This is a genomic window from Stenotrophomonas sp. TWI1149 (genome assembly GCF_039673155.1).
Lineage (GTDB): Bacteria > Pseudomonadota > Gammaproteobacteria > Xanthomonadales > Xanthomonadaceae > Stenotrophomonas > Stenotrophomonas maltophilia_AA.
Genome location: NZ_JBDJLB010000002.1, coordinates 127356 through 141590 on the forward strand (window position 1 = coordinate 127356; position 14235 = coordinate 141590).

Below are 14235 nucleotides of genomic sequence, written 5' to 3' on the forward strand. Positions count from 1 at the left end.
GTGGTACCTGATGCCGTACTGTCGGGGTAATGTCGTTCCGTAGTACCGCGTTGTGTGGCCGACTTCGGTTCAGCTACACTCGCGGCTGATTCAATGTGGACTGGCCCCCACCGGTCTGCTGGCAGCCTCAAGCTACCTAAATCAATATCGGAGTGCCGGATGGCCAACGATGGGGTAAACGATCCAGTCAACACTGGACGTCGACGGTTTCTTTCCGCCACCACTGCGGTGGTCGGAGCGGTCGGCGTCGGATTTGCAGCGGTACCGTTCATCAAGTCCTGGAATCCCAGCGCCCGCGCCAAACTGGCCGGTGCACCGGTGATTGCCGACATCAGCGCGCTCCAGGAAGGCCAGCGACTGGTCATGGAGTGGCGTGGACAGCCGATCTGGATCGTCAAGCGTTCCAAGGCCATCCTCGAGGCGCTGCACGGACTGGACGGCCGCCTGAAGGATCCCGGGTCGGGCGAGAAAGAACAGCAGCCCGAGTACGTGCTCAAGCAGAATCCCGAATTCCGCTCGATCAAGGCCGAGGTCTCGGTGCTGGTCGGGCTGTGCACCCATCTGGGCTGTTCGCCGGAAATGGTCGCCGAGATCCGTCCCGAGCCCTACGACCCCCAGTGGAAGGGCGGCTACTTCTGCCCCTGCCACAAGTCGCGCTTCGACATGTCCGGTCGTGTTTTCAAGGATGTTCCGGCACCGATCAACCTGCTGGTGCCGCCGCACCATTACCAGGACGACAACACCATCATCATCGGCGTTGATCCGCAGGGGGCGGCTTGATCATGGCCAACATCCTTTCCCGCACCGCCACCGGCGTCGCCGACTGGGTCAACGCGCGCGCACCGGGCCTCATGCCGGTCTACCGCAAGCACGTCAGCGAGTACTACGCGCCGAAGAACTTCAACATCTGGTACTACTTCGGCTCGCTGGCGCTGCTGATCCTGGTCAACCAGATCGTCACCGGCATCTTCCTGACGATGCATTACAAGACGAACGCCGCCGAAGCGTTCGCCTCCATCGAATACATCATGCGGGACGTGGAGTGGGGCTGGCTGATCCGCTACATGCACTCCACCGGTGCTTCGCTGTTCTTCATCGTGGTCTACCTGCACATGTTCCGCGGCCTGCTCTACGGCAGTTACCAGAAGCCGCGCGAACTGGTCTGGATCCTCGGCATGCTGATTTACCTGGTGCTGATGGCCGAAGCCTTCATGGGCTACGTGCTGCCGTGGGGCCAGATGTCGTTCTGGGGCGCGAAGGTGATCATCTCGCTGTTCGGCGCGATCCCGGTGATCGGCACCGGCCTGACCGAGTGGATCATGGGCGACTACCTGCCCAGCGACGCCACCCTCAACCGCTTCTTCGCCCTGCACGTGATCGCGCTGCCGCTGGTGCTGTTGCTGCTGGTGGTGCTGCACCTGGGCGCCCTGCATGAGGTGGGCTCCAACAACCCGGACGGCGTGGAGATCAAGAAGGGTCCGAAGGGCAACCGCTGGTCGGCCATCGCGCCCACCGACGGCATCCCCTTCCATCCGTACTACACGCTCAAGGATGCGGTCGGCGCCGGCTTCCTGCTGATCATCGCCGCCTTCATCATCTTCTTCGCCCCGGCCTTCGGTGGGCTGTTCCTCGAGCACGACAACTTCACCGAGGCCAACCGCCTGGTGACGCCCGAGCACATCAAGCCGGTCTGGTACTACACCCCGTACTACGCGATGTTGCGGGTGGTGCCCAACAAGCTCGGCGGCGTGATCGTGATGTTCTCCGCGATCGCCATCCTGTTCCTGGTGCCGTGGCTGGACCGGGCGCGGGTGAAGTCCTACCGCTACCGCGGCCTGCTCTCGCGCGGCCTGCTGGGCATGTTCGCGGTGTGCTTCGTGTGGCTGGGCGTGATCGGCTCGGGCCCGGGTACGGACGCGCACGAGACCTACATCGGCCGCGTGCTGACCTTCCTGTATTTCGCCTTCTTCATCACCATGCCGCTATGGACCAAGCTGGACAGGACCAAGCCGGTACCGGACCGGGTGACCACCCATGACTGACCACTGGATTGTCCGGCTGGCCTGCGCGGCGGCCCTGATGCTGGGTGTCGCGGCAGCCGATGCCGCCGAGGGTGCCAAGACCCTGCAGGCGGGCAATGACCTGAGCGATCGTGCCTCGCTGCAGCGCGGCGCGCAGCTCTACATGAACTACTGCTCCGGCTGCCACGCGCTGAAATACCTGCGCTATTCGCGCATGGCCGCCGATCTCGGGCTGAGCGAAGAGGAGGTCATGAACAACCTCAACTTCACCGGGACCCCGGTCGGCGAGCCGATCCCGGTGACGATGCCCAAGGCGCAGGCCGAGAAGTGGTTCGGCAAGATGCCGCCGGACCTGAGCCTGATCTCGCGCGTGCGTGGCAGCGACTGGGTCTACACGTACCTGAAATCGTTCTACCTCGATCCGACGCGGCCGCTGGGCTGGAACAACACCGTGTTCCCGAATGCCTCCATGCCCAACCCGCTGTGGGAAATGCAGGGGCTGCAGCACGCCGTGCATGGCAAGGCCGAAGGCCCGGGCCTCGACGCACCGGTGGTCGGCTTGAAGATCGAGCAGCCGGGCAACGTCGACGCCGGCCAGTACGACCAGGCGGTGCGCGACATCACCAACTTCCTGGAGTACGCCGGCGAGCCGGCCGCCCTGAAGCGCCAGAAGCTGGGCGTCTGGGTGATCCTGTTCCTGGCGCTGCTGACCTTCCTGGCGTACCTGCTCAAGAAGGAATACTGGAAGGACGTCCACTGAGCCGCCGGACGCCGTCCTGTGTCGATCGTTCCTGTCGTGGGACGATCGACCTATTGGCTTTTGTGATGTGCGGTTGCACACTCGGGTACTGTGACGACCGTCGGCAATGGGCTGGCGGCGCCGATACGACCGGCGGTTACCGGACGTTGGAGAGCCTTTGATGGCGGCGAGCGTACGCATGCGGAACACCCTGACGCTGTTTTCCTCGAACGACGATGTCCTGTGCCATCGCGTGCGGCTGGTACTGGCGGCCAAGGGCGTCACTTATGACTCCGTGCCGGTCGACCCGCAGAATCCGCCCGAGGATCTCATCGATCTCAATCCGTACCATTCCGTGCCCACCCTGGTGGAACGCGAGCTGGTGCTGTACGCGGCGTCGGTGGTCAGCGAGTACCTGGACGAGCGCTATCCGCACCCGCCGTTGATGCCGGTCGATCCGCTCTCGCGGGCCCGCATCCGCTTGGCGATGCTGCGCATCGAACACGACTGGGTGCCGCAGGTGCAGGCCATCCAGCTGGGCAACAAGACCCAGGCCGAGGCCGGCCGCAAGCGGCTCAAGGAACTGCTGACCAGCGCGGTCCCGCTGTTCAAGGCCAGCAAGTTCTTCCTCAATCCGGAAATGAGCCTGGCCGACTGCGCGATGGCGCCGATCATCTGGCGGCTGCAGGCACTGGACGTGCCGCTGCCGAAGGATGGCAAGTCCATCGAAGACTACGGCAACCGCATTTTCCGCCACCCGGGCTTCATCCGCAGCCTCACCGAGCAGGAAAAGAAGCTGCGCGACCTGCCGGTCTGATCGCGCCCGGGTGCCGCGTGCACCCCCGGCGTACTGAACGAAATCGCGGTGCCGGTACGCGTGATGGCTGACCTGCGGGTAGGCGGGCGCGTACACTTGCATCAGGCAATCCGGATCAAGACCAGCCGAGCACGGCTCGGCTCTACCACATGACTGAAGACACTTTTCGCATGACCAGCCACCGTCCGTACCTGTTGCGGGCCCTGGTGGAATGGATCAATGACAACGACCTGACGCCGCATATCCTGGTCGACGCCGGCATGCCCGGCGTGCAGGTGCCGCAGAGCGCGGTCAAGGATGGCCGCGTCGTCCTGAACATCGCCGAGCGCGCCGTGGTGCGCCTGCATATCGACAATGAGAGCGTGAGCTTCTCGGCCCGCTTCTCCGGCACCAGCTACCCGGTGCACGTGCCGATCTCGGCCGTGCTGGCCGTGTATGCCCGCGAGACGGGGCAGGGCATGGCGCTGCCGGACGACATCCCGGGCCACGAGCCGGGCCCGGACGACGAACTGCCGCCGGACGATTCACCGACCCCGCCGGACGATGCACCGCCCAAGCCCAGCGGTCGCCCGCATCTGCGGGTCGTCAAATAAGACACACCATGGCCGCCGCAAGGCGGCCATTTCATTAAAGGTCTTCAGCATCCCGGGTATCGATATCGCGCCGGATCTCACTGATCCGCGCCGCCGACGGGCCCACGAACGTGATCAGCTGATCGCCGCGCAGCACCATGCGGCCGCTGTGGCGGTCCACGCCATCGTGCGAATACTCGAACTTGAAGGTGCGCTCCCAGCCCAGCCAGCCGTTGTCCTTGCGGCACACGCGCAGGCCGGTGGCGTGCACGCTCTGGTCCAGCCACTGCACGTCGGCCGCGCGGCAGGCATTGCGCCCGAGCACGCCGGCACGCTCGGCGGCGGCACGCGAGGAATTCCAGAAGGCGTAGGCAAACGCGCCGGCAATCATCAACAGGATCAAACTGGGCATCGGTGACTCGGCGCGGTCAGGGAGGACGGTCCCTCCAAGATGGCGACGAATGCGGCGCGGATCAAGCCATGCGGGCGTCGACGATCAGGGCGTGCGGGGTGGCGGGACCGGTACGGGCTGTGGCGCCGGGATCGGCGGTGTCATCGTGCCCGGCGCTGGCATGTCGGCCGGAACGGGCGCGTCCATCGGCATCGTCGCCGGGGCGGTCGCCACCAGCTTCAGCAGTGCGGCCCAGTCCTGGCGGTTGAAGCTGCACTCCTCTTCGCGGCCCGGCGTACAGCCCAGATCCACACCGTCGCCTGCACTGGCCTTCGCGGGCGGCAGCTCGACCCGGCCGCTGCGGTCCAATGACAGCTTGCGCAACGCGACGGTGTTCATCACATTGCCGCCGATCAGATACAGCGTGCGGTCGCCGCCCATGTTGGCCGCGATCACCACTTCGCAATGCGATTTCCAGTGCGTCACCGCGCCGCTGCCCAGTGACTGCACCAGGCCGCTGTAGCTCAGGGTCTCGCGTCGGTCGCGCAGGTAGCACAGCAGGTCGCCCGGCGCCGGCTTCTCCTGCGCCGGGTCGGTCATCCGGTACGGTCCGCTGTTCTGGTACGCCGCGCGGATGTAGTCGATGTGCCGCGGCGAACGGGTGAAGCCGGGGGCCGAGGCGCGGGTCATCACCCAGGAAATGAAGGCGGCCGACCACGGGTTGTCCACCAGGAACGCACGGCAGTCGGTGTCGGTGTAGCGCGTGCCCGGTGGGGCCATGCAGCTCGATGCGCCGGGCTGGCTGCCCATCGGCGACAGCGTGCCGCTCTGCCGCCAGTAGCCGACCACACGCTGCCAGGCAACTAGGCCGTTGTCGGCCAGGTGTACGTCCTCGGCTTCGGTCACGCTCAGGCTGGCCGCGCGGCCATCGCGATCGATGAAAGGCCGGTACCAGAGGCGGTGTTCGTTGCAGGCGGTTCTGACGATGTTGATCGCCAACGGGCTGAGCCCGAAGCGCGGCGGCACATCGCAGACCTCGGCGGCGGCGGCCCGCAGGGGCAGCATCGCCAGCAGGGGAGACAGGCAGGCGAGAAGCGGCAGGCAGCGCATGCGTGCAATCCAGGTGGGGGCAGACGCAGCCTCGCAGACCGCATCTGCCCATACCGTGAAAGCGGCATTACCCCTGCGGGGGCGGGCCCAGTTTCAACGAGAGGTCGATCGCCTGCACATGCTTGGTCAACCCGCCGATCGAGATGCAGTCCACGCCGTCCTCGGCGATCGCGCGCAGCCCGTCCAGGCCGACACTGCCGGAGACTTCCAATGGAATCCGCCCGGCCGCGATGCGCACGGCCTCGCGCCGCGCGGCGGCGTCGAAATCGTCGATCAGGATGCGGGTGCAGCCGACCTCCAGCGCCTCGCGCAGCTGGTCCAGGTCCTCGACCTCGACCACCAGCGGCAGTGCCGGCCACTGCGCGCGCGCGGCCAGCACCGCGGCGGTCAGCGAGCCGGCGGCACGGATGTGGTTTTCCTTGAGCATCACCGTGTCGAACAGGCCGAGGCGATGGTTGTCACCGCCGCCGCAGCGCACCGCGTACTTCTGCGCCACGCGCAGGCCGGGCAGGGTCTTGCGGGTGTCCAGGATCCGCGCGCCGGTACCGGCCACCGCCGCGACGTACTGCGCGGTGGTGGTGGCCGTGCCGGACAGCGTCTGCAGGAAGTTCAACGAGGTCCGCTCGGCGCTCACCAGGCTGCGGTTTCGGCCCTGCAGGAGGGCCAGCACGGTACCGGCGGCGACGTGCTCGCCCTCGGCCACGCGCCAGTCGATCCGTACCTGCGGGTCAAGCGCCTGATGGGTCGCATCGAACCAGGGGCGGCCGGCGATCACCGCGTCCTGCTTGCACAGCAGGTAGGCGGTGTCGGGGCGGTCCGGGAGCAGGGCGGCGGTGACATCACCGCTGCCGATGTCCTCGGCCAGTGCACGGGCCACATCGGCGGCCACCAGGGCGGCCTCGGGGGCCGGCACGGGGAGGTGGCTCATTTTTCCGGGAAATCGGCGATCTGGGCGGTGGCGATGGCCTCTTCGGCCAGCAGCACCGGGATGCCGTCGTCCACGCGGAACACCTGCTTGCGGTCGCGGGTCAGCAGGGCCTCGCGCAGCGCCTGGGCCTGCGGGCTGCCATCGGCCTTGAGCACGGCACCGCTGCCGATCGCGCGGTTGAGCGCGTCCAGGCCGGTGGCGTCGAGCAGGGACAGGGGCTGGCGCGTATCGGGCGAGCACAGGAGGTCGAGCAGCTTGCGATCCATGGATTCTTCGTCTTGCGTGGAAGACGGCTAGAATACGTCTTTAAGGCAGGTGACGGCCAATGACCCTCAACCAAACCGCGCCGCTCGTCGGCATCGTCATGGGTTCCCGCTCGGATTGGGAAACCATGCAGCACGCCGCCCAGAAGCTGGATTCGCTGGGCGTTCCCTATGAAGTGAAAGTGGTTTCGGCGCACCGCACGCCGGACGTGCTGTTCACCTATGCCGAGCAGGCGGGCCAGCGTGGCCTGCGCGCGATCATCGCCGGTGCCGGCGGGGCCGCGCACCTGCCGGGCATGATCGCCGCCAAGACCGCCGTGCCGGTGCTGGGCGTGCCGGTGCAGTCCAAGGCCCTGAACGGTATGGACTCGCTGCTCTCGATCGTGCAGATGCCGGCCGGCATCCCGGTCGCCACCTTCGCCATCGGCAATGCCGGCGCCTCCAACGCGGCGCTGTTCGCGGCCGCCATGCTGGCCTCGGACCAGCCGGCGATCGGTGAGGCGCTGGAAGCCTTCCGTGCCCGCCAGACCGAAGACGTCATGGCCCACGACGACCCGCGTCAATGAGCCCCAAGACCGTTGGCATCCTGGGCGGCGGCCAGCTCGCCCGCATGATGGTCCTGGCCGGTGCGCCGATGGGGCTGCGCTTCGAGCTGTTCGACCCGGCTGCCGATGCCTGTGGCGCCCAGGTGGCGCCGCTGCAGGTGGCCGCGTTCGAGGATGAAGCCGCCCTGGCCGCCTTCGCCGCCCGCGTGGACGTGGTGACCTTCGATTTCGAGAACGTGCCGGCGCAGAGCGCGACGTTCCTCGCCGAGCGGGTGCCGGTGCATCCGAATCCGGATGCGCTGGCCGTGGCCCAGGATCGGCTCAGCGAGAAGACCCTGTTCCAGTCGCTGGGCATCCCGCTGCCGGCCTTCGCCGACATCCGCAGCCGCGACGAGCTGGCGGCCAGGGTCGCCGAATTCGGCATGCCCTGCATCCTCAAGACCCGCCGCCTGGGCTACGACGGCAAGGGTCAGTTCCGGATCCGCAGCGCCGCCGACATCGACGCGGCCTGGGACACCCTCGGCAGCCAGGTCGAGAAGACCGGCCTGATCCTGGAAGGCTTCGTCGCCTTCGATCGCGAGGTGAGCGTGGTGGCGGTACGCGGGCAGGACGGCGAGTTCCGCGCCTGGCCGATCACGGGCAACTGGCACGTCAACGGTGTGCTCTCGGCCAGCCTGGCCCCGGCACGGCTGTCGGCAGCCCAGCACGAGGCTGCCCTCGGCTACGCCCGCACCCTGGCCGAGCGCCTGGACTATGTGGGCGTGTTCGCGCTGGAGCTGTTCTGCCGCGGCGATGAGCTGCTGGCCAACGAGATGGCGCCGCGGGTGCACAACTCCGGCCACTGGACCATCGAAGGCAGCGAGACCTCGCAGTTCGAGAACCACCTGCGCGCCGTGCTCGGCCTGCCGCTGGGCGACACGCGCATGCTGGGTCATGCCTGCATGCTCAACTGGATCGGGCAGATGCCCGATGCTGCGGCCGTGCTCGGCCAGGCCAGTGGCCATTGGCACGATTACGGGAAGCAGGCGCGGGACGGACGCAAGGTCGGCCATGCCACGCTGCGCGACGATGATGCGGCTGCGCTGGCCCGTGCATTGGAGACCGTCGGTGGGCAGCTTGATCGCGGCGAGCAGGTTGCGCCGGTGATCGAGAGCCTGCGCGGTTGACGTCGAGGGCCGACCCGTGGCCGGCACTCCCTGGACGCACGACCAACGGTCGTGCGCTACCGGGCCTCAATCGCGCAATTGCGCGGTGACGAAATCCCAGTTCACCAGCTTCCAGAACGCCTCCAGATAGCGGGCGCGCTCATTCTGGTAATCGGTGTAATACGCGTGTTCCCACACATCGCAGGCCAGCAGCGGTGTGCTCTCGCCGGTCAATGGCGTGCCCGCGTTGCGCGTGACCTGGATCGCCAGTGCGCCGTTGGGGTGCTGCACCAGCCACACCCAGCCCGAGCCGAACAGGCCCAGCGCCGCGCGGTCGAAGGCCTCGCGCAGCCGCTTGGCATCCCCGAAATATCGGGTCACCCGTTCGCCGAGCCGGCCCTGCGGATCGCCACCGGCGCGCGGGTGCAGGCACTGGAAATAGAACTGGTGGTTCCAGGCCTGCGCCGCTGCATCGAACAGGCTGCCCTGGCTCTGGCGGACGATGTCCTCCAGCGGCAGCTCGGCCAGCTCCGTGCCATCGATACGTGCGTTGACCGCCTCCAGATAGGCCCGGAAGTGCCGCCCGTGATGCAGGTCCAGCGTCTCCGCCGACAGGTGGGGTTGCAGGGCGGCGCGGTCGTAGGGAAGGCGAGGCAGTTCGAGGGGCATGGGCACGACAGATTGGGAGGGGAGAGCGCCGACAGAGTGCCCACCACGCGAAGGTAGGGCATACAATGGCGGTCAGGGAAGTCTATCCGACCGGTGAGGCCGGGTTGTCCCATTGGAGGGAGAGTCGTTGTGGCGGTGATGCAGCAGATCCAGTCCGAAGTCGAACGTTACCCCCTCGTGTTGTTCATGAAGGGCACTCCTCAATATCCCATGTGCGGCTTTTCCAGCCGTGCCCTCCAGGCGTTGATGGCCGCCGGCGCGATCGCGCTGCGCACGGTCAACGTGCTGGAAGAGCCTGAGATCCGCGCCAACCTGCCGCGCTTCTCCAATCTGCCGACCTTCCCGCAGCTGTTCATCCACGGCGAGCTGATCGGTGGCTGCGACATCGTGCTGGAGCTGTTCGAATCCGGCGAGCTCAAGCGCATCGTCGAAGAGGCCTCCCAGCCGTGAGTGCGGTCCCGTCCGTGGTGGTCGGGACCGGATCGCTCGCCGATCGCGTCATTCTTGTTGCCGGGGCCGGGGGAGGCTTGGGCAGCGCCGCCGCCGTGGCCTGCGCGCAGGCCGGGGCCACCGTGGTGCTGCTGGGGCGCAAACCGCGCCGACTGGACCGGGTCTATGCTGCGGTCGAAGCCGTCGGCCCCGAGCCGCTGCTGTATCCGCTGGATCTGGAAGGCGCGACCCCAGACGACTACGCCACCCTGGCCGAGCGCCTGCAGTCCGAGCTGGGCCAGCTGGACGGGGTGCTCTACTGCGCGGCCGATTTCGCCGGGCTGACCCCGTTCGAACTGGCCGATCCGGCCGCCTTCGCCCGCGCGGTCCACGTGAACCTGACCGCCCCGGCCTGGCTGGCCCAGGCCTGCCTGCCGCTGCTGCGCCAGCGCGACGATGCCGCCCTGGTGTTCACCGTGGACGATCCCGCGCGGGTAGGGCAGGCCTACTGGGGCGGCTACGGCGCGGCCCAGCATGGGTTGCGCGGACTGATCGCCTCCCTGCATGACGAACTCGGCCGCAGCCCGATCCGGGTCAGCGGCCTGCAGCCCGGCCCGATGCGCACGGCCCTGCGCGCCCGCGCGTTCTCGCTGGACGAGGACCGCACCGCTCGGGACCCGGCCGACTGCGCCGCCGCGGCGGTCCTGCTGCTGTCCGCCGCGGGCGCCGCGCACCGCGGCCAGATTCTCGACGCCTGAGGGCGTCGCCCGTAGGGCGCCCGGTACCGACCCACCGACCCGGTAGTGCCGGCCGCTGGCCGGCTCCCCAGCCAACCCGCAAAAAACCGTCTCGACCCTGCTGAAAGCCATCAACGGCCTGCATTCAGCCGGTCACAAACAGATGTGAAAATGGCGTCACGATCCCGTTGTGATGGCGTGTGTTTTGTCTCCAAACCGTCACAATCCGAGGCTATCGTGTTAATCTAGTGTTAACCGTTGCGGCTGAAACCAGCTCGCGGCTAGGGAACCCAGATAAAAGTCCAGTCAGCCGCCAGCAAGGCTGCTTGGGCGCGTTTTTTTCTCCGCCATCGCCAATCTCGCATCGAGGCTACTCCCCAATGACCCACTCACGTTGTCTCCGGATGTCCAAGCTGACGCTTGGTCTCGTGGCCGCACTTGCCGCCGCTCCCGCCTTCGCCCAGAGCACCTCTGCCGGTGTCGGCGGTCAGGTCACGTCTGCCGCAGGTGCGCCTGTGGCCGGTGCCGAAGTCACGATCACGCACACCGAGTCGGGCACGGTCAGCCGTGCGACCACCGATGCCGCGGGTCGTTACAACGCGCGCGGCCTGCGCGTGGGTGGTCCGTACACCATCACCATCACCAAGTCCGGTGAAGGCACCAAGACCGAAGAAGGCGTGTACCTGGGCGTGAACCAGACCGGTACCGTCAACGCCGCCCTGGCCGGCGACCTGGCCGCGACCAATCTGGAAGCCGTGCAGGTGGTTGCCGTTGCCGGCGGCTCGGAAGTGTTCAGCGCCACCAAGATGGGCTCGGGCACCAACATCAGCCAGCAGCAGATCGAGATTGCGCCGTCCATCGGCGGCAACATCCAGGATCTGATGCGTCTGGATCCGCGCGTGACCTTCATCGATCGCGCCTCGGGCTCGATCTCGGCCGGTGGCCAGAACCCGCGCTTCAACTCGATCAGCATCGACGGCGTGTCCGCCAGCGATACGTTCGGCCTGGAAGGCAACAACATGCCGACCCGCCGCCAGCCGGTCGCGATGGAAGCCATCGAAGCGCTGGACATCAACCTGTCCAACTACGACGTCAGCATCGCTGCCGCCGCCGGTGCCACCGTCAACGCGGTGACCAAGTCCGGTACCAATGAAATCCATGGCTCGGTGTATGGCACCTACCGTGATGGTGACTGGTTCGGCGACAACCCGGAAGGCCAGCCGTTCAATGGCTTCACCAAGGAAAAAACCTACGGCATGACCGTCGGTGGTCCGATCATCAAGGACAAGCTGTTCTTCTTCGCCAACTACGAGAAGTTCGAGCAGGCCGCCCCGGGTGCCGACCTCAGTGGCACCGCGCTGGGCAAGGCCAACCCGCAGTTCACCCTGGCCGACGTGACCCGCGCGCAGCAGATCGCGCAGGGTTACGGCATCGAAGCCGGTGGCCTGGAAAGCAACGGCGATACCTCGATGGAGGAGTACGCGCTGAAGCTGGACTGGAACATCAGCGACAACCATCGCGCCAACCTCCGCTACAGCAAGATCGACCAGAGCAAGCTGCGCATCAATGGCATGGGCACCAGCACCGCCTCGCTCAGCTCGTACTGGTACCAGCACGACAAGACCAACGAGAGCTACGTCGCCCAGCTGTTCAGTGACTGGTCCGACAACTTCTCCACCGAACTGAAGGCCTCGTACCGCGAGTACTCGGCGATCCGCAACGTGTCCACCGACGCGCCGAGCATCCGCATCTTCTTCCAGGGCACACAGGCTGCGCCGACCGGCGACTCGCTGTACCTGGGTACCGAAGCCAATTCGCAGAACAACGTCCTGCAGACCAAGGCGTGGAACTACTACGCCGCCGGCACCTGGACGCTGGGTGACCATGACGTCAAGTTCGGTGGGTCGTATGACACCAACGACATCTACAACTACTTCGGCGCCAACTCCTGGGGCGCGTATACCTTCGCCGGTCTGGACAACTTTGCTGCCGGCCGCTGGAGCACCTACAACTACACGCCGGAGCGCACCCCGGGTTCGATTCCGGCGGACTACAAGTTCAGCAACCTGGCCCTGTTCGTGCAGGACACCTGGTATGTCAACAACAACCTGACCCTGACCCTGGGCCTGCGTGCCGACCGTGCCGACACGTCCCCGGCTCCGGCGTACAACGCCGTCGCCTCGCAGTTCTTCGGCCTCGACAACAGCGAAGTGCTGAGCAACAAGTTCCTCATCCAGCCGCGTGTGGGCTTCAACTACACCTTCGACAGCGACCGTCCGACCCAGCTGCGCGGCGGCGTGGGCCTGTTCCAGGGCGATGCTCCCCAGGTGTGGCTGAGCAACAGCTACTCGGCGACCGGCTTCAACAACTCGGTCTACACGTCCAACGTCTACACCCCGGCGCTGCCGTTCAGCCCGAGCAAGGACGGCCAGCCGGTCCCGACCACGCCGGGCTCGAACCGGCAGAACGTGAACTTCGTCGGCAGTGACTTCAACATGCCGTCGGTTTACAAGGCCAATCTGGGCTTCGACCACGAACTGCCGTGGTACGGCGTCGTGGCCTCGGCCGAGCTGCTGGTCACCAAGGTCAAGGATGCGCTGTACTACAAGAACCTGAACCTGGGTCCGGTGCAGTTCCTGGGTCCGGACGGCCGTCAGATGTATTACGCCCAGTCGCGCAACGGTAACGCCTGGGTCAATGACGATGCCCGCGCTGGACGTAACAGGGCGTACGACGCCGTGTACGAAATCGCCAACACCGACAAGGGCCGCACCTCGCAGTTCACCGTGTCGCTGGCCAAGCCGTGGGCGCCGGACAGCGACTGGTCCTGGAACATCGGTTACACCTATACCGATGCCACCGAAGTCGGCTCGCTGACCAGCTCCACCGCCAGCTCGGGCTGGGGCTACCAGTACGCCTTCAACGCCAACGACAACATCGAGAACACCTCGCGCTACCAGATCCGCGACCGCATCTCCGGCGCGCTGAACTGGAAGCACAAGTTCTTCGGTGACTACGAAACCAAGGTGGGCCTGGTGTACGAAGGCCGCAGCGGCCGTCCGTACAGCTACGTCTACGTCAACGACGCCAACGGCGACAGCCGTTCCGCCAATGACCTGTTCTACGTGCCGAACCCGGGCGAAGTGCTGTTCGGCACCCTGACCGGCAGCACCTTCGTGGCCGATGCGGACATGGAGAAGTCGTTCTACGCGTGGCTGGCCAGCAACCCGGATCTGGCCAAGTATGCGGGCAGCTACGCCCCGGCCAACCAGTTCCGTACCGGTTGGATCAACACCTTCGACGTGCGCATCAGTCAGCAGCTGCCGGGCTTCATGAAGGGTCACAAGTCGGAGATCTGGCTGGATATCCAGAACATCGGCAACATGATCAACAAGGACTGGGGCAACATCTACGACTACGGCTTCTACGCCGACGCGCGTGTGGCCAGCCTGCAGGGCATGAAGGACGGCAAGTACGTGTACAACTTCCGCGGCGCGGACGAGCCGACCGTGGCCAACCTCGACGCCGACGGCTTCGACGTGGGTGTCTCGCAGTGGTCGCTGCAGCTGGGCTTCCGTTACCAGTTCTGATGAACTGAGTTAACGACCCGCGTTACACCCGGAACGGCCAGGGCAACCTGGCCGTTCTGCTGTCCGGGATCCGTCCGCGCCATCGCAGCAGTCATGACGCGGTGCTTGCTCGGCCAGTGCAAAAGGCCTATGATCAGCCGGTTGCGCGAAAAGCATGCAACTGCGGCAGCCCCGGAAGCGGCACCGGGGCACCACACATCCAAACGGTCGGGTTTCCCGGCCGTTTTGCTTTTTAAGGGGGCAGCGGTACAGTCGGTAACCTTGAGGAAAGCGAAAAAG

Annotated in this window: 15 protein-coding genes; 10 read left to right on the forward strand and 5 right to left on the reverse strand. The window is 66.3% G+C overall.

What is annotated here, in order from left to right; all coding sequences use genetic code 11:
- Positions 1-159 precede the first annotated feature (159 nt).
- The 5 genes from petA to ABE424_RS02665 all read left to right on the forward strand — a co-directional run bounded on the left by petA (position 160) and on the right by ABE424_RS02665 (position 4170).
- The gene (gene petA / locus ABE424_RS02645; RefSeq protein ID WP_176989573.1) at positions 160-780 is read left to right on the forward strand and encodes a ubiquinol-cytochrome c reductase iron-sulfur subunit; all 621 of its coding nucleotides are present in this window, start codon (positions 160-162) and stop codon (positions 778-780) included.
- Between the two features lie 2 nt (positions 781-782).
- Positions 783-2042 (forward strand): cytochrome bc complex cytochrome b subunit, encoded by a 1260-nt coding sequence (locus ABE424_RS02650; RefSeq protein WP_319208240.1) that lies wholly within the window; start codon positions 783-785, stop codon positions 2040-2042.
- A gap of 37 nt (positions 2043-2079) precedes the next feature.
- A complete protein-coding gene (locus tag ABE424_RS02655; protein WP_241696536.1) occupies positions 2080-2781 on the forward strand; it encodes a cytochrome c1 in 702 nt (233 codons plus the stop codon).
- A gap of 160 nt (positions 2782-2941) precedes the next feature.
- Entirely contained in the window at positions 2942-3577 is a 636-nt protein-coding gene (locus tag ABE424_RS02660) for a glutathione S-transferase N-terminal domain-containing protein (RefSeq protein ID WP_088433019.1), read from the forward strand.
- A gap of 149 nt (positions 3578-3726) precedes the next feature.
- Complete coding sequence (locus ABE424_RS02665) at positions 3727-4170, forward strand: ClpXP protease specificity-enhancing factor (RefSeq protein ID WP_176989576.1); 444 nt, start codon at positions 3727-3729, stop codon at positions 4168-4170.
- Between the two features lie 34 nt (positions 4171-4204).
- Here the strand turns inward: ABE424_RS02665 and ABE424_RS02670 are convergent, their stop codons facing one another.
- From ABE424_RS02670 to ABE424_RS02685, 4 genes are all read right to left on the reverse strand, one after another.
- A complete protein-coding gene (locus ABE424_RS02670; protein ID WP_346490778.1) occupies positions 4205-4561 on the reverse strand; it encodes a DUF3301 domain-containing protein in 357 nt (118 codons plus the stop codon).
- 84 nt (positions 4562-4645) lie between these two features.
- Positions 4646-5650 carry a DUF2272 domain-containing protein gene (locus ABE424_RS02675; protein ID WP_346490779.1) on the reverse strand — a complete coding sequence of 335 codons (1005 nt, stop codon included), beginning with the start codon at positions 5648-5650 and terminating at the stop codon, positions 4646-4648.
- A 67-nt stretch (positions 5651-5717) separates the two neighbouring features.
- Complete coding sequence (gene nadC, locus ABE424_RS02680) at positions 5718-6578, reverse strand: carboxylating nicotinate-nucleotide diphosphorylase (RefSeq protein ID WP_346490780.1); 861 nt, start codon at positions 6576-6578, stop codon at positions 5718-5720.
- Positions 6575-6844 carry a Trm112 family protein gene (locus ABE424_RS02685; protein ID WP_176989579.1) on the reverse strand — a complete coding sequence of 90 codons (270 nt, stop codon included), beginning with the start codon at positions 6842-6844 and terminating at the stop codon, positions 6575-6577. Before ABE424_RS02685 ends, nadC begins: the two co-directional genes overlap by 4 nt.
- 59 nt (positions 6845-6903) lie before the next feature.
- Between ABE424_RS02685 and purE the strand changes: the two genes are divergently transcribed.
- On the forward strand, positions 6904-7407 hold the full coding sequence (gene purE, locus ABE424_RS02690; RefSeq protein WP_019186188.1) for a 5-(carboxyamino)imidazole ribonucleotide mutase: 504 nt from the start codon (positions 6904-6906) through the stop codon (positions 7405-7407).
- Entirely contained in the window at positions 7404-8552 is a 1149-nt protein-coding gene (locus ABE424_RS02695) for a 5-(carboxyamino)imidazole ribonucleotide synthase (protein WP_346490781.1), read from the forward strand. The genes purE and ABE424_RS02695 overlap by 4 nt, the downstream gene beginning before the upstream one ends.
- A 66-nt stretch (positions 8553-8618) precedes the next feature.
- Here the strand turns inward: ABE424_RS02695 and ABE424_RS02700 are convergent, their stop codons facing one another.
- Positions 8619-9200 carry a Fe-Mn family superoxide dismutase gene (locus tag ABE424_RS02700; RefSeq protein WP_346478577.1) on the reverse strand — a complete coding sequence of 194 codons (582 nt, stop codon included), beginning with the start codon at positions 9198-9200 and terminating at the stop codon, positions 8619-8621.
- A gap of 129 nt (positions 9201-9329) precedes the next feature.
- On the opposite strand from ABE424_RS02700, the gene grxD reads away from it, so the two are divergent.
- From grxD to ABE424_RS02715, 3 genes are all read left to right on the forward strand, one after another.
- Positions 9330-9650, forward strand: a complete 321-nt coding sequence (gene grxD, locus ABE424_RS02705; RefSeq protein WP_176989582.1) for a Grx4 family monothiol glutaredoxin — start codon at positions 9330-9332, stop codon at positions 9648-9650.
- The gene (locus ABE424_RS02710; protein WP_346490782.1) at positions 9647-10387 is read left to right on the forward strand and encodes an SDR family NAD(P)-dependent oxidoreductase; all 741 of its coding nucleotides are present in this window, start codon (positions 9647-9649) and stop codon (positions 10385-10387) included. The genes grxD and ABE424_RS02710 overlap by 4 nt, the downstream gene beginning before the upstream one ends.
- Before the next feature lie 383 nt (positions 10388-10770).
- Positions 10771-13956, forward strand: coding sequence for a carboxypeptidase regulatory-like domain-containing protein (locus ABE424_RS02715; protein ID WP_346490783.1), 3186 nt, complete (start codon positions 10771-10773; stop codon positions 13954-13956).
- Positions 13957-14235: the final 279 nt, after the last annotated feature.

What these genes read in the sequence shown, in the direction of transcription:
- ABE424_RS02655 (WP_241696536.1), top strand. Translation starts at nt 2,080, where the DNA reads ATGCTGGGTGTCGCGGCAGCCGATGCCGCCGAGGGTGCCAAGACCCTG.
- ABE424_RS02685 (WP_176989579.1), bottom strand. Translation starts at nt 6,844, where the DNA reads ATGGATCGCAAGCTGCTCGACCTCCTGTGCTCGCCCGATACGCGCCAG.
- ABE424_RS02650 (WP_319208240.1), top strand. Translation starts at nt 783, where the DNA reads ATGGCCAACATCCTTTCCCGCACCGCCACCGGCGTCGCCGACTGGGTC.
- ABE424_RS02665 (WP_176989576.1), top strand. Translation starts at nt 3,727, where the DNA reads ATGACTGAAGACACTTTTCGCATGACCAGCCACCGTCCGTACCTGTTG.
- ABE424_RS02695 (WP_346490781.1), top strand. Translation starts at nt 7,404, where the DNA reads ATGAGCCCCAAGACCGTTGGCATCCTGGGCGGCGGCCAGCTCGCCCGC.
- ABE424_RS02670 (WP_346490778.1), bottom strand. Translation starts at nt 4,561, where the DNA reads ATGCCCAGTTTGATCCTGTTGATGATTGCCGGCGCGTTTGCCTACGCC.
- ABE424_RS02675 (WP_346490779.1), bottom strand. Translation starts at nt 5,650, where the DNA reads ATGCGCTGCCTGCCGCTTCTCGCCTGCCTGTCTCCCCTGCTGGCGATG.
- ABE424_RS02700 (WP_346478577.1), bottom strand. Translation starts at nt 9,200, where the DNA reads ATGCCCCTCGAACTGCCTCGCCTTCCCTACGACCGCGCCGCCCTGCAA.
- purE (WP_019186188.1), top strand. Translation starts at nt 6,904, where the DNA reads ATGACCCTCAACCAAACCGCGCCGCTCGTCGGCATCGTCATGGGTTCC.
- nadC (WP_346490780.1), bottom strand. Translation starts at nt 6,578, where the DNA reads ATGAGCCACCTCCCCGTGCCGGCCCCCGAGGCCGCCCTGGTGGCCGCC.
- petA (WP_176989573.1), top strand. Translation starts at nt 160, where the DNA reads ATGGCCAACGATGGGGTAAACGATCCAGTCAACACTGGACGTCGACGG.
- ABE424_RS02660 (WP_088433019.1), top strand. Translation starts at nt 2,942, where the DNA reads ATGGCGGCGAGCGTACGCATGCGGAACACCCTGACGCTGTTTTCCTCG.
- ABE424_RS02715 (WP_346490783.1), top strand. Translation starts at nt 10,771, where the DNA reads ATGTCCAAGCTGACGCTTGGTCTCGTGGCCGCACTTGCCGCCGCTCCC.